Genomic DNA, 19,750 nt, shown 5'->3' with positions numbered 1-19,750 from the left:
GGACAGCAGACGAAGATCAGTTCAGGGAGAGGACCCGGAAGCACCGCCGTCCAGGTCCAGGCGGATCACGGCCAGGGTCTCCGCCACCTCGGTGGTCAGCTCGTCGTCCGGGCCGTACACCACGCACAGGTCCGCGTGCAACGGCTCCAGGACGTCGTACGCCTCCGCCGCCCGCTGCTGCGCCAGCAGCAGCATGCCGATGTCGCGGCGCAGCTCCACCGCGTTCTCGCTCACGTCCCCGTCGACGGCCCGTACGGCGTCGAGTACGCCGTTCAGTCCGGCCAGCGCCTCGGTGACCTGGCCGAGTTCGCCACGGCAGCGGGCGGCCTGAGCGCGGCTGTCCAGGGCCTCCTGGCTGCTCGCGCCGCCGACGCGTGCGTAGGCGTCCGCGAGCGCCTCGAACTCCGGCAGCGCGGCCCGGTGGTCCCCGGCCAGCTGCCGGCCGACCGCCCGCCACGTACGCAACCTGAGGACCGCCTTGCTCTCCGAGCCCAGGGCGCGGGCGGCCGGCGCGATCATCTCGTCCACCACCTCGGTGGCCTGCGCGTACCGCTCCTCCTCCATGAGGGCGACGTAGTGCGCGTACACCTCGCGGATCTGCTCCCGCAGCGCCTCCCGTTCGGCCGCGGGCACGGCGGGCGGCGCGTCCGGCACCGCGGCGGCCCCGGCGGACCGCGCGCCCGCGGTGCCGGTGCGCGACCGGGGTGCGTACGGACGCCGGAAGATCCCGGTCGGGTCGGGCGCCCCCGCGGGACCCGCCTCCCTGGGCGCGGACTCCTCCCCGGGTGCCGGCAGGAACGGCCGCAGCCGTTCGTACACCTCCTGCACGTCCACCGGACGCGCCTCGGGCGCCTTGCGCAGCAGGTGCAGGACGAGTTCCTCCAGGGCCTCCGGGACGTCGGCGCGCAGCTGCCGCAGGGATGTCGGGGCCGCGTTGACGTGCTGCGTCATCAGCTGCCACTCGCTGTCCCCGGCGAACGGCGGCCGCCCGCAGAGCAGTTCGTGCAGGACGCAGCCCAGCGCGTACAGGTCGGTGCGGGGGGTGACCCGGGCGCCCCGCACCTGCTCCGGCGCCATGTACTGGTACGTGCCGATGGGGCTGCCCGTCGCCGTCAGCTTGGTGACGTCGGTGCGCAGGATGGCCGCGATGCCGAAGTCCAGCACCTTCACCGTGCCGTCCCGGGCCACCAGGATGTTGCTCGGCTTGAGGTCCCGGTGCACCACGGGCACCTCGTGCGCGTGCGACAGCACCGTGGCGACCTGCGCGGCCACGGCCACCGCCCAGCTGACCGGCAGGAGTTCGCCCGGGTGCATGTACGCGGTCAGCGGGACGCCGTCCACCAGCTCCATCACCAGGAACAGCTGGTCGTACGACTCGTCCAGCACCGCGTCGTACACCTGCGGCACGCCCGGATGCTGGATCCGCGCGGTGACCCGCGCCTCCCGCCGGAACCGCTTCTCGAACTCCTCCGCCAACTGCGGCGACGTCACCGCCTGCGGACGCACCAGCTTCACGGCGACGGGCCGGTCCAGCACGGCGTCGAAACCACGCCACACGTCCCCCATGCCGCCGTGACTGAGGGGTTCGAGCAGGTCGTACCGATCCGCGATCCGTCGTGTGTCGTCCGGCACGTGGTCCCGCCCCGCCCCTCGTCCTCGCCCGTCGAGCGCCCGATGTGATGCAGGGGCATCCTGGCCGGTAAGCGACGGAAGAGTCCAGTGGGGGCGGGCGAGGGAGCGGTCTACGGGAGCGGGGGCGGTGAGATCAGGCCAGGCGCCGCGCACTGCGCCCAGACCGTCTTGCCGGGGCCGCCCGAACGGCGCGGGCAGCACCCCCACCGGTCGGCCAACGCCGCGACGAGCAGCAGCCCGCGTCCTTCCTCGCCGTCGGCCGGAGGCGAGGACGGAGGCGCCGGCAGACGTTCCCCATGGGTGTCGCTCACCTCGATGCGTACGGTTCCGGTCGCGGTGTCGGCCGTCAGCAGCAGGTGGAAGTCACGGCCGGCCACGTGCCCGTGCCGTACGGCGTTGGCGCACAGTTCGGCCGCGACGAGTGTGACGACGTCGTGCGCGTCGCTGCCGTACGGGATGCCCCAGGCGTCGAGGCGGTGCCCGCACAGCCGTCTGGCGAGACGGGCGCCACGCGGGGTGGAGCTGAAGCGCATCGTGAACTGATGTGCCGTGAGGGGTGATCGTGTTGCGGTCATGCACGTACGGTGGCGCTTCGTGGCACAGCGTGACCAGTGGTGACGCGCTGCTTCCGGTGATTGGTACGGGGCGGGCGCGGATGTTGTACGGGGCGGTACCCGATGGCAGCTTTGCTGCGGTGGCTGTTCCGCATTCCACTGCGGGGGGCCCGGGCCGAGGCCCCACTGCCTGGGAACTCCTGTGCCACGAACCCCGTGTGCCTCCGCGACTTCGGGGTAGTCGGATCGTGTCCGACACTTGACTACAGTATTTGAACTCAAGCCCGCTGGCGGGCGGTGAAATCCCGCAGCAGTAAGGGTATTGACTTCGATATGTGAAGTCATTCTCTCTGCGGCGTTGCTTTTGCCTTCAGGTTTCACCTGGAAGGGCCGACCCCACCCCGGTAGCGTCGCCGGGGCGCCCGAGGAGCACACGTGACCAGCACAGAGCAGGCCCCCGGGCCAGGAGCCGGTACGGCTCATCCCGAACATCTCGGGCACGTCATCTTCATCGCGGCGTCGGCCGCCATGGGCGGTTTCCTCTTCGGTTACGACAGCTCCGTGATCAACGGCGCCGTCGAGGCCATCCGGAGCCGCTACGGCATCGGATCCGCGGAGCTGGCCCAGGTCATCGCCATCGCCCTGATCGGCTGCGCCGTCGGCGCCGCGACCGCGGGCCGCATAGCCGACCGCATCGGCCGCATCCGGTGCATGCAGATCGCCGCGACCCTGTTCGCCGCCAGCGCCATCGGCTCGGCCCTGCCCTTCGCCCTGTGGGACCTCGCCTTCTGGCGCATCGTCGGCGGCTTCGCCATCGGCATGGCCTCCGTCATCGGCCCGGCCTACATCGCCGAGGTCTCCCCGCCCGCCTACCGCGGCCGCCTCGGCTCCTTCCAGCAGGCCGCGATCGTCGTCGGTATCGCCACCTCCCAGCTGATCAACTGGGGTCTGCTCCACGCCGCCGGCGGCGACCAGCGCGGTGAGCTGCTGGGCCTGGAGGCCTGGCAGGTCATGCTGGGCGTGATGGTCGTCCCGGCCGTGCTGTACGGACTGCTCTCCTTCGTCATTCCCGAGTCCCCGCGCTTCCTGCTCTCCGTCGGCCGCCGCGAGCGCGCCCGCGAGATCCTCGCCGAGGTCGAGGGCAAGGGCGTCGACCTCGACGCCCGCGTGGCCGAGATCGAGCACGCCATGAAGCGCGAGCACAAGTCCACCTTCAAGGACCTGCTCGGCAACAGCTTCCTCTTCAAGCGGATCGTCTGGATCGGCATCGGCCTGTCCGCGTTCCAGCAGTTCGTCGGCATCAACGTCGCGTTCTACTACTCCGCGACGCTGTGGCAGTCGGTCGGCATCAACCCGACGGACTCGTTCCTCTACTCGTTCACGACATCGATCATCAACATCATCGGCACCGTGATCGCGATGATCTTCGTGGACCGCATCGGCCGCAGGCCGCTCGCGCTCATCGGCTCCTCCGGCATGGTCGTCGGCCTGGCCCTGGAGGCCTGGGCGTTCTCGCACCCGTTGGTCGACGGCAAGCTGCCGGCCACCCAGGGCCTGGTCGCCCTGGTCGCCGCCCACCTCTTCGTCCTCTTCTTCGCCCTGTCCTGGGGTGTGGTCGTCTGGGTGCTGCTCGGCGAGATGTTCCCGAACAAGATCCGCGCCGCCGCCCTGGGCGTGGCCGCCTCCGCCCAGTGGATCGCCAACTGGATGATCACCGTGAGCTTCCCGTCGCTGGCCGACTGGAACCTCTCCGGCACCTATCTGATCTACACGTTCTTCGCGGCGCTCTCCATCCCGTTCGTCCTGAAGTTCGTCAAGGAGACGAAGGGCAAGGCGCTGGAGGAGATGGGGTGACCCCCGGCACAGTCCCGAGGAGAGGGGCCCAGGTCCCCGCCGCCCTCCCCTCGTCCCGTCCGCCGCCCCGCTCGGTCACCGCCCGAGCGGGGCGGCGGTTTCCGTACGCCACCGCACCCCGTACGTCACCGGACGAGAACACCGCCGCCGATCCCCAGGGCTCGCAGAGCGGCTTCCTCGCTGACCCGCGCCGGAGCCGGCTCTGCTCCCCGTGCTCCTCGGCCGTCCGCGGGTGCCCGGTGCCGAAGGCGATCGGATCGAGAGGGGCGCGCAGCAGAGCGATCTCGCGCAGGAAGCCCGGCACCTGGTCCGCCTCGACCTCCAGATTCCTGCCGGCCGGCACGGGGGCAGAAGACCCGGTCGCCGATGACGGTCACGCGCACGTCGCCGGTCTTGTCGATCCGCTGCTGGAAGAGGTGGGCGGTGCCGGTCACCGTGTCGTCGATCTCGTCGGCGGTGACCTCGCGCACCTCGACCGTGCAGGAGACGCCGTCGATCCGGTACAGCGGCGTGGACAGCGGCTTGTAGATCACCGGGCCGTGGGTCTCGGCGAAGGCGCGTGCGGCGAGCGGGCAGGAGGTGATCGTCGTGGGTGGCAGACGGAATCCGCACGCGGCCGCGGCGGCGAGCCCGGCAGGCTTGAACTCGGCGTCGCCGATGCGGTGCGGGTGGTTGACGTACCGGCAGCCGGGCAGCGACGCCATCACCCCGCCGAGGCCGTAGCGGGCCTGGGTGAGGGCGAAGCGCTCGGTCTGGGGGTCGAGGTGGGGGAAGGTGAACCCGGAGGGCCTGCGGTAGCACAGGGAGCGGACGCGGGACAGGTCCGCCGTGCGCGTGGGCGTGGTCAGCGTGCCTTCGATCCCGTGCGCCGTGAGGGTGGCCGCGAACGACAGGGTGCCGGGGAAGTCCCCGGAGTCGACCGCACGACCGGGACGCTCCGGCGGTGCAGTTCGTGGATCACCAGGTCGGTCGTGGGGTCGTCCAGGTTGGTGACGACCAGAACCGGGCTGGTGTCGGTCACTGGTCGGTGTCGTTTCCGCTGTCCTGGGCGCCGCCACCGCTGCCGCCGGGCCTCGACCCGTCGGAGGGGTTGCCGGTGTTGGTGGCGGGCCGGGTGCCGGTGCTGGTCTCGTGGCCGGGCATCTCCATGACCTGTCCGGCGGCGTCGAGGTAGCGGCCGGTCTGGGTGGCCGGGTCCAGCTCGACGCGGGCGTACGAGGGAGCGAGGGCGGGGTACGGCGCCATGCGGCGCAGCCCCCACGGCGCGGGCGTGCTGATGCCGTCGGGCAGCGGTGTCCCGGTGGGGAGCCGGTCGGAGTGGGCGAACATCGGTGCCTCCTGGTGGGCGGGAAGGTCGTGGTGGCGTGGGTTCTTCCGGGCGCCGGCTGCCGGCCCGCGGCGCGGCTCCGGTTCAGCCGCGGCGGGAAACGTTCACCGTCAGGGGTGGTCGTGCTGCGGTCATGCACTCACAGTGGCGTGCCGTGGCCTAGCGTGACCAGTGGTGACGCGCCGACGCGAACCCTTCGTACGCGGCGGCACACGACGGTGTACGAAGCGGTATGGAACGGCCGGAAACGGCACGGGGAGAGGCGCGGGACATGACGAGCGTGCGGGACGAAGAGGCGGGCCAGGGGCAGGCGGCGGTACCGGTGCCAGTGCAGGGCGGCCAGGGGCAGGGGAGCGGGAACCGGAGGCCCGGGGACGAGCCGGGGGCGGGGGTCGTCACCGCGTTCGGACGGCAGTTGAAGCTGCTGCGCATCCGGGCGGGCCTGGAACGACCGGAGTTCGGCAAGCGGATGGGCTACTCGCCCGAGACGGTGGCCTCCATCGAGCAGGGGCGGCGGATTCCGCAGGCGGGGTTCATCGAGAAGGCGGATGAGGTGTTGGGGGCGGGAGGCGTGCTCAGCGCCTTGAAGGAGGAGGTGGCTCGGGCTCAGTACCCCGCCTACTTCCGGGACGCGGCTTGTATGGAGGCCAAGGCCGTCGGCTTGCGTGTCTATGCGGTGTTCGCTGTGCCAGGCCTGTTGCAGACAGAGGATTACGCTCGGGCGGTCTTCCAGATGCAGCGTCCGTTGCTTGATGACGAGGTTATTGAGCAACGGCTGGAGGCTCGCCTGGCGCGACAGTCGATCTTTGAGCGGCGTCATGCACCGCTGATGAGCTTCGTGATCGAGGAAGCGGTCCTGCGGAGGCCGATCGGTGGTCGCAAGGTCATGCGCGAGGCACTGGAACAGGTTCTCCTCACCGCCCAGTTGAGGCACGTGGAGGTTCAGGTCATGCCGACGGACCGGGAGGACAACGCCGCGTTGGGCGGACCCTTCACGCTGATCGATATGGACAAACGCCAGCGCATCGCGTACGCAGAAGTACAGGACGACAGTCGGCTGTATATGGATGCGACAAGGGTGCACGAACTCGAAGCCCGGTATGGCATCCTCCGATCACAGGCGCTGACGCCGACTGAGTCGTCCGCGTTCATCGAGCTACTGATGGGAGAGTCATGAGCGTTCGCATCGCGCACGCCGTGCCAGAAGCCGCCTGGTTCAAGAGCAGCTACAGCACAGGCGGCGGTGGTGAATGCGTCGAGGTCGCCGCGACCACTGAAGCTGTCCTCATCCGGGACTCGAAGCAGCCTGCGGCGGCCCGCCTTGCCGTCGGTGCCGATGCCTGGGCCAGCTTTGTGCAGATGGCTGCCGGGCGCTGACCCGCTGCGGATGGACGAAGGAAGGGGTCCGGCGTGCACGCCGGACCCCTTCCTTCGCTTCAGGTCTCAGAAGTCGTCCAGACCTTCCTCGCTGCGGATCATCCGCCAGGCCGCGCGGCGAGCGCTGCGGTCCAGGTTGGACTTGAATTCGCGGTCGACGCCGAAGTAGCGCTTGCCGAGGGTGTCGATGGTGGACACGTGGTCCATCATGTTCTCCTCGAACTTCTTGTCGAAGACGATCCCGAAGTTGGCCTCGTCGTTGACGCAGGCGGCGGCGCGGACCTTCGGGTCCTCGCTGGTGAGGTTGATGACGGGCAGAAGGTCCGTCTCGGTGAAGTCCGTGCCGAACTTGGCGTTGAACTTGTCGATCAGTTCGGACAGCAGGGACTTCTCGTCGCCCTTGGCCCCGCCCACGCCGTCACCGAAGCCCTTGAGTTCGGCGGCACCCTCGGGCGTGAGGGCCACGTCGTGCTCGCCGGTCTTCTCGACGCGCAGGTGGCTCAGGTCCACCTCGCCTATGTCGACGCCGCCGTCGGCCCGGCGGGGGAGACGGTTGAGGAGGTAGCGGCCGTAGAGGTGCAGCCGCTCCAACTCGGGGTCGTGGTACGGCACGATCTGCGCGAGGAAGCCGTACTTGCGGACGTAGTCGTTGAGATGGGCGCGGAACTCCTCCGCCGTCTCGACGTCGTCGTCCTCCTCGCTGTCCATCAGTACGGTGAAGCGTGTGACGGCGGGGGAGAGGAGCCGGTACAACTCGGCGTGCAGCTTCTCCCACTTGGCCTGGGAGCCGCCCGCCTTCTCCTTCGCCTCGAAGTAGGCCTGGGCGAACTCGTCCATGTCCTGCTCCGAGATGATCGGCGCGGACATGACCCGGCTCTGGGCCGTGTAGAGGAGGTTCGGGTCGGAGGGAAGGGTGTGCGCCTCCTCGAAGTACGGGCGGAACGCCTCCTGGATGTCCTCGGCCTCGTTGACGAAGTCCAGGACGGCGAGGTCGGCCTGCGCCTTGCGGTCGGCGGTGCGGTTGAGGCGGGAAAGGGTCTGCACGGCGGCGATGCCGGTCAGCGTCTTGTTGACGTACATGGTGGTGAGGAGCGGCTGGTCGAAGCCGGTCTGGTACTTCTCGGCGACGACCAGGATCCGGTACTCCTGCTGCCCCTTGCCGCCGGCCTTCGCGGCCTTGTCGTCGGCGCGGGTGTATGCGAACGCCTTCGGCAGCCCGCTCTCGGACAGCCCGCCGTTCTCCTTGCTCTCGGTGGTCTCCTCACCGTTGACGGTGAGGGAGCCGGAGAAGGCGACGAGCACGCCGAGGTCCGGGTACTTGGTGTCGTACTCGCGGTCCTTGATGTAACTCCAGATGGCGCGGGCCATCTGCACGGCGGAGTGCCGGGAGGCGGTGACCACCATCGACTTGGCCCGTCCGCCGAGCCGGCCGCGGGTGTGGGCGACGAAGTGCTCCACGATCACCTGCGCGTGCTGCGAGACCGTGTGCTCGTGCATGAGCGCGAACCGGGCGAGCAGGCTGTTCGCCTTGGAGGGGTCGACCTCCTTCTCGTCGCGGTTCAGGTTCGCGAGCTTCCAGTAGGTGTTGTACGTGACGTAGTTGCGCAACGGGTCGAGGATGAAGCCTTCCTCGATGGCCTGGCGCATGGAGTACGTGTGGAAGGGGCGGTAGACGGACTCGCCGTTCTCCGTGCCCTCCGTGCCGAAGAGTTCGAGGGTCTTCGCCTTCGGGGTGGCGGTGAAGGCGAAGTAGGAGAGGTTTGCGGCCTGCGAGCGCTCCACCGCCTTCGCCTTCAGCTTGGCGTCCACGGTGAGCGTGGTCGCGCCCTCGTCGTCCGTGTCGGCGTCCAGACCGAGGTCCCGCAGGGCGGACTTCACGGCGGTGGCGGCGTCGCCGGACTGTGAGGAGTGCGCCTCGTCGACGACGATCGCGAAGCGACTGCCCTTGATCTCGGTCGGGTTGCGCTTGACGTAGTCGAGCAGGGCGGGGAATGAGTGCAACGTGACGGTGACGATCTTGCCAGTGTCCCGGGAGAGGGCGCGGGCGAGCTGTTCGCTCTTCGCGCCGTGCTTCTCGTCGACCTTCACGACCAGGCCTTCGGTCTGCGAGAAGTTGCCTACTGTTTCCCGGAGTTGGGCGTCCAGGTTGCGGCGGTCGGTGATGACGATGACCTTGTCGAAGACCGGTTCGCCGGGCGTGATGCGGCCGTCCGCGAGCGCCTCGGTGTCCAGGACGCGTGGGTCCGTATCGGCGTGCAGGTCGCTCAGGCGGTGGGTCAGCCAGCCGATGGTATTCGACTTGCCGGAGCCGGCGGAGGCCATGACGAGGTAGTTCTGCCCGGCGCCGTGTGTGGCCGCGTGCGCGGTCAGCTTCTTGACCACGTCCCACTGGTGGAAGCGCGGGAAGATCGTCGACTTGGTGGTACCGCCACCGGGCGTCTTGCGCTTCTGCTGGTGCACGAAACGCTGGAGGAGGTCGAGCCAGTTGTCCCGCTGCCAGACGTGTTCCCAGAGGTACGACGTGGCGTATGTGCCGTGGGCTGTGGGCGCGGGGTTGCCGGCGCCGCCGGGCTGACCGGGTCCGTTGGAGCCGGTGTTGAAGGGCAGGAACTGGGTGCTCTTACCGCGCAGTTGCGTGGTGACGAAGACCAGATCCGGGTCCACGGCGAAGTTCGCGATGACCCGACGGGTGAAGATCAGCTCGGTCGGGTCGCGGTCGATCCGGTACTGCTCCTTGGCCTGATCGACGCCCTGCCCGGTGAGCGGGTTCTTCAACTCGGCCGTGGCGACCGGGATGCCGTTGAGGAACAGGGTCAGGTCGAGGCGGTGCCCCCAGTCGGCCTGCTTGGTGGCGTAGGGGAGTTCCCGGACGACGGTGAGGCGGTTGGCCCGGTAGCCGTTGAGGACGGAGGGGGCGGAGATGAGGTTGGGCTTGAAGTAGGCGACGCGGAGGCGAACTCCGCGGTCCTTGACGCCGTTGCGGAGGACGTGGAGGAGCCCGTCATCGGCGATGGCCCGGTCGAGGCGCTGGGCGAACCCGCGTTGTGCCTCGTTGGGGTTGCCGCCGTAGACGGTGAGAAGGTCATCCCACTCATCGGGCTGGGTCGCTCCGATGAAGGTGAACAACTCGTTGGTGTCGAGCGCGAGATCGGCCTGGTAGTCGTTCGGGCTCGTCTCCCGCCACCCTCGCTCGCAGAGCGCCGCAACAATGGCAGCCCCGAAGGACGACTCGTCGTGCACGGGGCTCATACGGCAACTCCTTCGGTCACGTTGCGCCCGCTGGCGGTGGATACGTCGAATTGGCCGGTTACGGCGGCGGCAATGAGGGCTTGGCGGCGTTCAGCCAGCAGACGCGACTGTGCCAAAAAGGCTCTGTTCAGGTTGGCGAACCGCTGTTGAATGACTCGGACCTCACGCAGCAGAATGTCCTGAGCTGTCAACGATGCAGGCCAAGTCAACTTGAAGTTGGAAAGATCTTCCATTCCAAGAGTTGGCTGAGCTGTGTCGGAACTTGTGGCTTTTGTGGCCTGGTACGTGAATTTCGGGGTGGTTAGCCATGCGGCGATGAGCTCTGCTGAAACATCGCTGCGTGGGCGGAGCGACGCCACAGCGCGAGCGATATTCGCTCCTTCCAGTTCTGGTGGCACGATGGCAGAGCGGCCCATGGTCCCCACAACACTTAGAAGCACATCGCCGGTTCGAGTGACTGTGCGTGAGTACTGGGCTGAGAGGTCGTGAGGAATCTGTCGCAACGACGCGGCGCGTCCAGAGAGGTCGAGGAGGTCATTCACTCGGATGAAACGCACGCCATCGCCATCGATGAATTGAGGAACCAAGACGCCATAGCGAGGCCTTGAAGCCAGCAGGTATTTCAGGCGGGTCGATTCGTAGCCATCCTGGCTGAAAGCTGCATCCAGTGATGAAGCGCGCCTTTTGTCTACTAGATATAGTTGGCGGCTACGCAGCATCATGAGCTGGTCGATGCTGGCGGTCTCGGTGTCGAGGAAGTCGGCGATGTGGCGCTGCGAATCGATACTCAGGGACGGAAATGGAAGGTGCCCTACGTCTTCAGCTGTTACGGCTTTATATGTAGTTCCTGTGGATACTGCATCGAGTCGTGGTCGTTGGGTGTGGAGCCACCACCATAGAAACCTTGAGTCACATTGCTGGGCCCTGATTGCGCAGAGTCCCCGGCCGATTCCGTAGTCTTGGTTGGCGATATTGAGGGCGCCCACAGGGGCTCTCACAGAAAGAAGGGCGTCTCCTTTTTGTGCCCGTTTTGATGCTGTGTCACATTCCAGGCGTGGCTCAGGGCTGAAATCTTTAAATTCGGCGTTTCCTTGCAGGAACGGGAGCCCACGGGCAATGGTAGTGACCTCACTTGACGGCGGGGACTGCCCAGCGGAGATATGAGCTACGTACTTGAGTGGGATAGTCATTCCGTTACCTCCCTCAGCAATCCCTGAATCTCATCCTCCAGCGCCTTTAGTTCTGCATCGATCTCCGTCAGCGGCCGCGGTGGCACGTACACATAAAAGTGTTGCGTGAACGGAATCTCGTATCCGACTCTCGTTTTGCTATGGTCGATCCATGCGTCCGGTACATGCGGTTGGACCTCCCGCTCCAGGTACTCCTCGACGTCCTCGCCCAGCGGCACGTTCTCGTAGTCCCGCAGTTCCGAATCAGGCTCTGGCTTGCCCTTCACGAGTTGGACCTCGCCCTCCGGGTCCCGCACCCCCACCGCGTCGCGCAGCGCCTTCAGGAACGGTGCGCCCGACGGCCACGTGAAGCCGGCCTGGATCACCGCATCCTTCAGGGCCAGCCAGGCGTCCGCCTTCTTGGCCCAGCTGCTGCCCTTCAGCTCCTGGAAGGCTTCCAGTATCGGCGAAGCCTGCGGAGCCTTCTGGAAGGCCTTAGAGGTCGCGCGGATAGGCGGGAGTTCTGTCCGACGGCGCTGGCTTGGCCGGGCGTGACGGGGGACAGGGACTGGGTGTGGTGCGGGGGTGGCTGGTAGGTCTGCGGCGGAGTGACGTCAAAGGATCACTTGCCGTCGGCTCCGGTAGCATCGGCGGCATGTCTGGTGCTTCGTGCGCGGCTTGTGCCGCGGTGACGAGGACGCTCCGCTAGCGGCGGGGCGTTCGTCTCACTTCTGTTGAACGTTCTGCTGCTTCGTGGTTGAACCGGAGCGGCGCGTTCGTGCTGCTCGGAACTTCTTCTGGGCAACGGAGCACTCGGTGTTTTCAGGCATTCTCTCTTCGCGCCGGGACGGATCGTCCCCGGTGCGTGCGTGGCTGGTGCTGTGCTGCATGGCCATGCTGCAGTTCTTCATTGCGGTGGACGTGACCGTGGTCAACGTCGCCCTGCCCTCGATCGGCGCCGACTTCGGGGTCGACGGGCACGCCCTGGTCTGGGTCGTGGTCGGGTACACGATCACCGGCGGCGGGCTGCTGATGCTCGGCGGCCGACTGGGCGACGTGCTCGGCAGGCGCCGCATCCTCCTGCTCGGCACCACGCTCTTCGGTGCCGCGTCCTTGCTGGCCGGGCTCGCGCCGTCCTTCGCCGTGCTGGTGACGGCCCGGCTGCTGCAGGGTGCCGGGGAAGCGATCGCGCTTCCGGCGGCGATGGCGGTGATCGTGCTCATGTTCCCCGAGGGGCCGCGCAGGTCGCGGGCGCTGGGCGTGTGGGCGGCCGTCGCGAGCTGTGGCCTCGTCCTCGGGTTCGTGGTCTCCGGGATCATCACCGAGCTGCTCGGCTGGCGGTGGATCTTCCTGGTGTCCGTGCCGTTCATCCTGGTCGTGCTTGCTGCTGCGGCCATTCTCGTGCCGAGCGAACGGCCCGCCGAGCCCGCACCGCTGGACCTTCCCGGTTCGCTCCTGCTGGTCGCGGCCCCGCTGCTGTTCACCCTCGGGGTCGTCGAGGCGGGACAGGCGGACGGCACGTTGCCCTGGCTGCCGCCGGCGGCGCTGGCCGGCGCGGTGGCAGCCGGAGCCCTGTTCGTCGGGGTCGAGCGCCGTTCACGGAACCCGCTCGTGCCGCTGCGGTTCTTCCGCAACCGGCCGCGCGTCCTGGCCAACCTCGCCACCGCTCTGCTGAGCGCGGCACTGTCCACCTCGTTCCTGCTGTTCACCTACTACCTGCAGGACCGGTCGGGCGCCGGCCCGCTCCAGGCCGGTCTGACGATGCTGCCCCTGGCGGTGTCCCTGATCGCGGCCTCGGTGCTGGTTCCCCGGCTGCTCGGACGGTGGGGCGCCCGGGCCTGTGTCCTGGCCGGGATCGGCTTCACCGTGCTGGCGATGGCCGCCATCGCTCTGGTCTCCTCCCTCGGGGCCACCGGCCCGGCGATGATTCCGGCCATGACGCTCATCGCGGCCGGGATGGGGTTCGGGATCGTCGGACTGCAGTACGTCGCGGTGACCGGCGTGACCGAGGACGACGCCGGCATCGCCTCCGGCGTCCAGCGAGCCGCCGACCAACTGGGCGGTTCCACCGGGATCACGCTCTACGTCGGCATCGGGTTCGCTCCCGCCCTGGACGGCACCGACCCGTTCCTCGCCAGCAGCCTCCTGGCCGTCGCCGGGCTCGCCGCGGCCGGGTGCGTCACCTGGCGGATCTCCCTGCCCGCCACGGTGACGGAGGAAACGCTCGGGTGATCTTGGGCAGGGCTGCGCCCGGCCGGGCCGCCGGCTGGGCGCAGCCCTGGAAACAACAGGTCCACGATCACTACCGGTCAAGCAGAAGGTCACGTGCCCGTCCTGCCTTCCTCCATCACCGCCCCTCTGTGGGAGCAGTTCCACGCGCTGATCCCGCGCCGCCAGGTCGTTCATCCGCTGGGCTGTCATCGGCCCCGCGTCCCGGACAGGGTCGTGTTCGACAAGCTCCTGGCCCGGCTCGTGCTGGGCGGCACCTACCAGCAGCACGCCGACCATCAGGTCTCCGCGACCACGCTGCGGTCCCGGCGGGACGAGTGGATCGCCGCAGGAGTCTTCGAAGCCCTGCACCAGGCCGCGCTGGAGGCCTATGACCAGGCCATCGGCCTGGACCTGGATAACCTCGCCGTGGACGGGTGCATCGTGAAAGCCCCCGGCGGCGGAGAGAACACCGGCCCCTCGCCTGTGGACCGCGGGAAATCGGGGACCAAACGGTCGCTGCTGGTCGAAGGCGGCGGGCTCCCGATCGGGTGCGCGCTTGCCGGCGCCCACCGGCACGACTCGCCGCTGTTACGCCCCACCCTGGAGACCCTTGGGCGCTTCGGCTTCCATCTGCCCGACCGGATCACGGTGCACCTGGACTCGGGCTACGACTCACGCGTGACCCGCAACCTGCTGACCGAGCTGGGCTGCGGATGGCAGATCATCCCAAAGGGCGCGTTCCTGCCGATCAACCACACCCGCCGGTGGGTTGTCGAACGGACGAACTCCTGGCACACACGGGGCTTCAAGTCGCTGGCGATCGTCACGGACCGGCGTGCGGTGGTGCAGGCCGCGTGGGTAGCGCTCGCCAGCGCGGTCATCGTGATCCGGCGCCTGATCCGCAAAGCATGGACGGCCTACCGATGGGACACACGGACCGCCCGCCGCCCGTGACCTATCCGCGCGAACTCTTAGACGCCTCCAGGGCCGCCAGCGTCTCCTCCGTCAGCTCGAACCGCAGCTTCAGTGGACGCTCGACGGTGATGCGCTGGTACCCGAACGCCGTGTTGTCGAAGACCTTCACCTTGCCGTGGAGCGGGTGCTCCGCGTCTGTAGCCGCCTCTAGTGCCTCGCCGTACAGCTTGACCACGGTCGCGATGTGGTTAGGCGTGCCGTTTGTTCCGTCGCCCAGTCGCTTGCGTTTGTCACCCAGGGACTTCGGCATCTTGCTCCACTGGTCGCGTGCGTCCAGCAGGACGACCTTGCCCTTGTGGTCGGGGCTCTTGCGGTTGGTCAGGATCCAGAAGTACGTCGAGATGCCGGTGTTGTAGAAGAGCTGGTCCGGCAGGGCGACGATGCCCTCGAGCCAGTCGTTCTCCAGGATCCAGCGGCGGATCTCCGACTCGCCCGAGCCCGCCCCACCCGAGAAGAGCGGGGAGCCGTTGAAGACGATCGCGATGCGCGAGCCACCCCCGCCGTTGACGTCCACCGGCTTCATCTTGGAGATCATGTGCTGGAGGAACAGCAGGGAGCCGTCGTTGATACGCGGCAGCCCCGCACCGAACCGGCCGGTGTCGCCGAGTGTCTCGTGCTCCCGCTCCACTTCCGCTTTCACCTTCTTCCACTCCACGCCGAACGGCGGGTTGGCCAGCAGGTAGTCGAAGGTCTGGCGGGCGTGGCCGTCGTCGGAGAAGGAGTTGCCGAAGGCGATGTTCTCCGGGTCCTGGCCCTTGATCATGAGGTCGGACCGGCAGATCGCCCAGGACTCGGGGTTGAGCTCCTGCCCGTACACCTCCACCGTGGCGTCGGGGTTGAGTTCCTTGATCAGGTCGTCCGTCGCCGAGAGCATGCCGCCTGTGCCGCAGGCCGGGTCCATGACCGTACGGACGACGCCCGGGAGTTGGAGGCCGTCGCCGTCCGGGGCGACCAGGAGCCGCACCATGAGCTGGATGACCTCGCGGGGCGTGAAGTGCTCACCGGCCGTCTCGTTGGACTGCTCCGCGAAGCGGCGGATCAGCTCCTCGAAGATGTAGCCCATGTTGTGGTTGGGCACGGTCTCGGGGCGCAGGTCCAAGTCCGTGAACTTGCCGATGACCTGGTAGAGCAGTCCGGCACTGTCCAGCCGCTTGATCTGCTGCGCGAACTCGAACCGGTCCAGCACTCCCCGCGCGTTGTCGGAGAAGGCTCCGACATACACCTGGAGGTTCTGCGCCGCGTTCTGCGGGTCCGCGGCGATCTTCTTCAGGGTCAGGCTCGACCGGTTGTAGAAGGAGTGCCCCGACGCCCGCCGCAGGAAGCGGTCCGGGTCGATCCCGCTCTCCTTGTGCTGCTCCGCGATCTCCGCGACCTTCTCACGCGTCGGATCGAGCACGCACTCCAGTCGCCGCAGCACCGTGAACGGCAGGATGACCTTGCCGTAGTCGGACTGCTTGTAGTCCCCCCGCAGGAGGTCGGCGACGGACCACGCGTGGTTCGCCAACTCCGTGTGCTTGCTGCTGTTCAAGTGGATCCCCGGGTTCCTTCCGAAATGTCCCGACCCCACCGCCCGAGCCGAGCCTGGTCGACCGGCAGGCCGGGGCGGTCCGACAAGTGTGGTCCATGGATGAAGCGCTGTGTGGCTAATGGGGTGAATCGTCGCCCTGGCCGCGTGCGTCCGGCGCCTCCCCCGAGGGCAGCAGCTGCCCGCCCGTGAGCCCGCCCGCCAGCAGCCGTGCCGTCTCCTCCGCCAGCCGGGTCGCCCGCTGCGCCTCCGCCCGCAGCTCGTGGACGCGGCGGAACGCCTCCCCGTACCGGCGCTGCTCCTCCAGGGGTAGCAGCGGTACGCGCAGCCGACCGGGGCTGACGTTCAGCACCGTGCTGCCGGTGGACGCGCCCGCGATGTTGTCCTCGGCGCCCAGGAAGCCGGCCAGGAACCAGGGGTCCAGGCGGGCCGGGTCGGGTCGGAACAGGTGGACGTGGCCGAGCAGTGCGCCGGCGTCCTCCTCGTCCGCGACCCGGGCCATCGGGCCGTCCCCGCTCGCGACCGCCCGCACGAGGACGTCCCCGACGGTGATCACGGGCGCCGTGTCGTCGTACGGCCCCGTCGGATTTCCTGAAGGGCCCGACCCGGACGCGATGTCCGAGCCGGTGAGTGCCGCCCGCGTCTCGGGCCGTTCGTCCCCGCCGGTCCCGCTGCTCGCGGCCTGCGCCCGGGTGCGTACGGTGTCCGGCACCGTCCGCAGCACCGTCAGCGCACCGCCGCGCGCCAGGTCGGACACCGTCGCCGTACGCCACTGCCGGGCCGAGTCGCCCGCCGGGTCCCAGTCGTCGTAACCGGCGGCCCGGACCAGGGACTCGGCGGCCTCGACCAGGTTCCGGCGCGTGGCGTCGGCCTCCGCCGCCAGCTTCGCCGGGTCCACGTCGGCGCGTGAGGCGCGGACGAGACGGGTCGGCGTCAGGTCCACGGTCTCGTCCAGCAGGTCGACGACATCGACCGCGCGGGCGACGCCGGGCTCGCCCTCGAAGGCGTCCGGGTCCCGGGTGAAGGCGTGCCAGGCGTCCAGCGCCTGTGCGGTGATCCGCTCCCAGTCCAGCGAGGCGGACCGGCTGCCGCCGCGGGTGCGCGGGCCCGTCCGGGCGTCCGCTTTCGCACCGGCCGTCTTCGCGCCGGCCGTCGTCTCGGCCGTGTCGACGAACAGCACCGACTTGCCCGCCGCGCCGCCCGGTTCGGGCCGTCGCAGGACCCAGATCTGCAGGCCCACGTGGAACGGCACCGACGCGCCGACCGGCAGCGCCACCACCGCGCGCAGGGCGCCGCTGCGGACCAGTTCGGCCCGTACCCGGCGGCCCGAGGCGCGGCCGGCCGACGCGGGCGGCATGACCAGGACCGCGTGACCGCCGGGGGTCAGGTGGGCGAGGGCGTGCTGCACCCAGGCCAGTTCCGACTCGGCGCGGGCCGGCACGCCGTACGCCCAGCGCGGGTCGTACGCCAGCTCGTCGTGCCCCCAGTCCCGGACGCCGAACGGCGGGGTGCACAGCACCGCGTCGGCGTCCAGGCCGGGGAAGGCGTCCGCGCGCAGGCTGTCGGCGGCGCGCACGGTGACCGTGGCCTCCGGCGCCGCGAGCATCAGGCCCACCGCGCTGCGCCGCGCCTGCACGGGGAGCACGTCCTGGCCGTACAGCTCGGTCGCGCCCCGGCGGGCGGCGGCCTCCAGCAGGGTGCCGCTGCCGCAGGCCGGGTCGAGGACGCGGACGGGGGCGCCGGGGACGAGGCGCGCGAGGAGGTCGGCGAGCGGGTCCGGCGTGCCGTACGCGCCGCTCGCCGCGCTCTCCTCCAGCTCCCGCTCCGCGAGCACGCCCAGCGTGGCCGGGCCGCCCTCGTCCCGTACGCACGCGTACAGCGCGCGGAGCACAGCCGCGTCGGTGCCGGCGAAGCGCACGGCGCCCGCGCTCGGTACGGCGTCGGCGACGCTTGCCGCGTCGCGCTCCGCGCGGAGGGCGAGTTCCTCGTCCGGGAGCCGTGCCGCAGCCGTGAGCTGCTCCGGGGTGCGGCGGGCCGCCGCCAGGACGAGGAGCAGCAGGTCCGCCGTGCCGCCGTCGTCGCCGTCCGTGCTCGGGGGATTGAGGCGGAGGGTCGTGCGCAGCTCCTCGGCCGGGCTGGCCGCCGAGGCGTGGCCGCGCGAGGCGAGCCAGGCCCTGACCGTCTCCAGGTCGTACAGGGGGCTGCTCTCCGTGCCGCCGGACGGGTCGGGGAAGTCGTCGTACCGGCGACGCCAGTTGCTGACGGTGGCGCGCGTGACCCCGGCGATGCGGGAGATCTCGGCGGCGGTCACCTGCGCGGACGGCTGCTGGGGCATGACGGAAGACCTGGACCTCTCGTAGCGGACGTCAACAACCTACAGCACCCGTCAAGTCAGGTGTGGTGTTTGACAATGCTTTCCCGGCTCTGCTTCTCTGGTGACGCTTCCGCAGGGAGTGCTGCCGTGCAGCCCGGCCGCACGGTCCGTGCTTCCTGCGTGATCTCTCGCGTCCCACGCCTGTCCGAAACCCCGGGGGAGTCACCATGCGCCTGACCATGCCGACAGGTGTCGTCGAAGGAACCCAGCTCACCGTGATGCCGTTCCGCGACGACGCCGTCGTCGGGACGCTGTCCGTGCCCGCGCTCGTCCAGCTCGTACCGTCGCCGCGCGCCGAGGAGGACCCCAGGAGGCTGAAGGCCGCCTCCGGTCTGGTGCGCCGGCACGCCGAACTGCGGGCCACCGTGCAGCGCACGCTGAGGTCCTCGCAGAAGGGCAAGAACGTCACGCCGTACGCCGAGTACATTGCCGCCGGCCTCAAGGGCGAACTCGGCGCCGCCTGGTCCACCCCGCCGGTCACGCTCTGGCACGCCGGACCGCTCGCCGCGCTCAGCGACGAACTCGTCCCCGGCAGCGGCCTGCGCACCCTCACCGTCGCACCCGGCACGATGGTCGTCGCCATCGACGGCGAGACCCAGACCACCGCCTGGCACGACCTCTACGACGACCCCGAGGCGTACGGCCTGACATACCCCGAACTCGCCCAGGTGCGCCTGCCGTTCGAGATGTACATCGACCTCGCCCCGGCCGACGCGCGGCAGATCTTCTACGACCGCAACGTGCAGGGCGTCGCCGTCGCCAAGAACCTGGCGATGTCCATGGACCAGCGCGACTTCGGCACCCGGCTCGCCCACCTCGTCGCCGACTCCGTACGCGTCGACGTGGACGGGCAGCGGGTACCGTTCGCGCGGCTCGTCAACGCCACCAAGCGGCAGGTGTCGGCCGGCGACCGCGAGGTCGTCACGCTCTCCGCACTGCGCGCCCTCGTCGTCGCCACGCTCTACGGACGCGCCGGACTCCAGCGGTCCGCCGAGTCGGTGCACGAGGACGAACTGCCGGGTGGCAGCCGGTCCGCGCAGGTGGAGGCCGCCGTCGTCCCGGTGCTCGGCCGGCTGATCGACCGCTACGCGCAGCACCTGACCGACCGCAGCGCCCTCACGGCGCCCGCCGTCCTCGCCGGGCTGGGGATCGCCGTCCACCACACGATGCCGTGGACCGAATCGGCCTCCGCGTTCCGCGTGGAGGACCTGATCCGCCTCCTCGACGACGTCCACTGGGAGCGCGAGGCGAAGTACTGGGACGGCGTCGCCGCCAAGACCGGCACCTCGGGACGCCTCAACTTCAGCGGCGGGGTGAAGGACTCGGGCGGCCGGGTCGCCGACGCGATCCTCTACCCGGCGACCGAGGCGGGCCGCAAGATCCGGGGCCGCTGAACCCGGGCACCACGCCCACGCGCCTCTCGACTCCACCTCATCCCGCATCGCGATCCCACGCACGCATCACACGCATGCGCGCATCGCGATCCCACGCACGCATCGTGAT

The 19,750-nt window shown here is 69.3% G+C and carries 12 protein-coding genes and 3 pseudogenes; 6 read left to right on the top strand and 9 right to left on the bottom strand.

The window, feature by feature from the left end; all coding sequences use genetic code 11:
• Window positions 1-21: 21 nt before the first annotated feature.
• Together PYS65_RS04385 and PYS65_RS04380 are read right to left on the bottom strand one after the other, a co-directional pair.
• Window positions 22-1,566, bottom strand: coding sequence for a serine/threonine-protein kinase (locus PYS65_RS04385; RefSeq protein ID WP_423836150.1), 1,545 nt, complete (start codon window positions 1,564-1,566; stop codon window positions 22-24).
• Between the two features lie 176 nt (window positions 1,567-1,742).
• Window positions 1,743-2,207, bottom strand: coding sequence for an ATP-binding protein (locus PYS65_RS04380; protein ID WP_279332434.1), 465 nt, complete (start codon window positions 2,205-2,207; stop codon window positions 1,743-1,745).
• Between the two features lie 414 nt (window positions 2,208-2,621).
• Here PYS65_RS04380 and PYS65_RS04375 point away from each other — a divergent pair, with 414 nt between their 5' ends.
• Window positions 2,622-4,040 (top strand): sugar porter family MFS transporter, encoded by a 1,419-nt coding sequence (locus tag PYS65_RS04375; RefSeq protein WP_279332433.1) that lies wholly within the window; start codon window positions 2,622-2,624, stop codon window positions 4,038-4,040.
• Between the two features lie 341 nt (window positions 4,041-4,381).
• Here the strand turns inward: PYS65_RS04375 and PYS65_RS04370 are convergent.
• Both PYS65_RS04370 and tgmA read right to left on the bottom strand, forming a co-directional pair.
• Window positions 4,382-5,061 (bottom strand): annotated as a pseudogene (locus PYS65_RS04370) (MvdC/MvdD family ATP grasp protein); the annotation flags it as partial.
• The gene (tgmA, locus tag PYS65_RS04365; protein ID WP_279332432.1) at window positions 5,058-5,369 is read right to left on the bottom strand and encodes a putative ATP-grasp-modified RiPP; all 312 of its coding nucleotides are present in this window, start codon (window positions 5,367-5,369) and stop codon (window positions 5,058-5,060) included. The pseudogene PYS65_RS04370 and the gene tgmA, both read right to left, overlap by 4 nt.
• 269 nt (window positions 5,370-5,638) lie before the next feature.
• On the opposite strand from tgmA, the gene PYS65_RS04360 reads away from it, so the two are divergent.
• On the top strand, window positions 5,639-6,544 hold the full coding sequence (locus PYS65_RS04360; RefSeq protein WP_279332431.1) for a helix-turn-helix domain-containing protein: 906 nt from the start codon (window positions 5,639-5,641) through the stop codon (window positions 6,542-6,544).
• Window positions 6,541-6,744, top strand: a complete 204-nt coding sequence (locus PYS65_RS04355; RefSeq protein WP_279332430.1) for a DUF397 domain-containing protein — start codon at window positions 6,541-6,543, stop codon at window positions 6,742-6,744. The genes PYS65_RS04360 and PYS65_RS04355 overlap by 4 nt, the downstream gene beginning before the upstream one ends.
• 66 nt (window positions 6,745-6,810) lie before the next feature.
• Here PYS65_RS04355 and PYS65_RS04350 read toward each other — a convergent pair whose 3' ends face one another.
• From PYS65_RS04350 to PYS65_RS04340, 3 genes and pseudogenes are all read right to left on the bottom strand, one after another.
• Window positions 6,811-9,993, bottom strand: coding sequence for a type I restriction endonuclease subunit R (locus PYS65_RS04350; RefSeq protein WP_279332429.1), 3,183 nt, complete (start codon window positions 9,991-9,993; stop codon window positions 6,811-6,813).
• Complete coding sequence (locus tag PYS65_RS04345; RefSeq protein ID WP_279332428.1) at window positions 9,990-11,183, bottom strand: restriction endonuclease subunit S; 1,194 nt, start codon at window positions 11,181-11,183, stop codon at window positions 9,990-9,992. Before PYS65_RS04345 ends, PYS65_RS04350 begins: the two co-directional genes overlap by 4 nt.
• Window positions 11,180-11,608 (bottom strand): annotated as a pseudogene (locus tag PYS65_RS04340) (SAM-dependent DNA methyltransferase); the annotation flags it as partial. The pseudogene PYS65_RS04340 and the gene PYS65_RS04345, both read right to left, overlap by 4 nt.
• Window positions 11,609-12,050: 442 nt before the next feature.
• Here PYS65_RS04340 and PYS65_RS04335 point away from each other — a divergent pair.
• Entirely contained in the window at window positions 12,051-13,394 is a 1,344-nt protein-coding gene (locus PYS65_RS04335; protein WP_279337850.1) for an MFS transporter, read from the top strand.
• A 93-nt stretch (window positions 13,395-13,487) separates the two neighbouring features.
• Window positions 13,488-14,327 carry an IS5 family transposase gene (locus PYS65_RS04330; protein WP_279332427.1) on the top strand — a complete coding sequence of 280 codons (840 nt, stop codon included), beginning with the start codon at window positions 13,488-13,490 and terminating at the stop codon, window positions 14,325-14,327.
• 16 nt (window positions 14,328-14,343) lie between these two features.
• Here the strand turns inward: PYS65_RS04330 and PYS65_RS04325 are convergent.
• Window positions 14,344-15,876: pseudogene (locus PYS65_RS04325) on the bottom strand (type I restriction-modification system subunit M); the annotation flags it as partial.
• A gap of 115 nt (window positions 15,877-15,991) precedes the next feature.
• Window positions 15,992-18,208, bottom strand: coding sequence for an N-6 DNA methylase (locus PYS65_RS04320; protein WP_279332426.1), 2,217 nt, complete (start codon window positions 18,206-18,208; stop codon window positions 15,992-15,994).
• Window positions 18,209-18,414: 206 nt separating this feature from the next.
• Between PYS65_RS04320 and PYS65_RS04315 the strand changes: the two genes are divergently transcribed.
• Window positions 18,415-19,641: a DNA sulfur modification protein DndB gene (locus tag PYS65_RS04315; protein ID WP_279332425.1), complete on the top strand. Its 1,227-nt coding sequence runs from the start codon at window positions 18,415-18,417 to the stop codon at window positions 19,639-19,641.
• Window positions 19,642-19,750: the final 109 nt, after the last annotated feature.

The organism is Streptomyces cathayae (assembly GCF_029760955.1).
Lineage (GTDB): Bacteria > Actinomycetota > Actinomycetes > Streptomycetales > Streptomycetaceae > Streptomyces > Streptomyces cathayae.
The sequence above is the reverse complement of the archived record's forward strand: the minus strand, read 5'-3'. Positions and strand labels throughout refer to the sequence as shown.

What these genes read in the sequence shown, in the direction of transcription:
- PYS65_RS04385 (WP_423836150.1), bottom strand. Translation starts at nt 1,566, where the DNA reads ATGGGGGACGTGTGGCGTGGTTTCGACGCCGTGCTGGACCGGCCCGTC.
- PYS65_RS04380 (WP_279332434.1), bottom strand. Translation starts at nt 2,207, where the DNA reads ATGACCGCAACACGATCACCCCTCACGGCACATCAGTTCACGATGCGC.
- tgmA (WP_279332432.1), bottom strand. Translation starts at nt 5,369, where the DNA reads ATGTTCGCCCACTCCGACCGGCTCCCCACCGGGACACCGCTGCCCGAC.
- PYS65_RS04360 (WP_279332431.1), top strand. Translation starts at nt 5,639, where the DNA reads ATGACGAGCGTGCGGGACGAAGAGGCGGGCCAGGGGCAGGCGGCGGTA.
- PYS65_RS04355 (WP_279332430.1), top strand. Translation starts at nt 6,541, where the DNA reads ATGAGCGTTCGCATCGCGCACGCCGTGCCAGAAGCCGCCTGGTTCAAG.
- PYS65_RS04350 (WP_279332429.1), bottom strand. Translation starts at nt 9,993, where the DNA reads ATGAGCCCCGTGCACGACGAGTCGTCCTTCGGGGCTGCCATTGTTGCG.
- PYS65_RS04345 (WP_279332428.1), bottom strand. Translation starts at nt 11,183, where the DNA reads ATGACTATCCCACTCAAGTACGTAGCTCATATCTCCGCTGGGCAGTCC.
- PYS65_RS04335 (WP_279337850.1), top strand. Translation starts at nt 12,051, where the DNA reads ATGGCCATGCTGCAGTTCTTCATTGCGGTGGACGTGACCGTGGTCAAC.
- PYS65_RS04320 (WP_279332426.1), bottom strand. Translation starts at nt 18,208, where the DNA reads ATGCCCCAGCAGCCGTCCGCGCAGGTGACCGCCGCCGAGATCTCCCGC.
- PYS65_RS04315 (WP_279332425.1), top strand. Translation starts at nt 18,415, where the DNA reads ATGCGCCTGACCATGCCGACAGGTGTCGTCGAAGGAACCCAGCTCACC.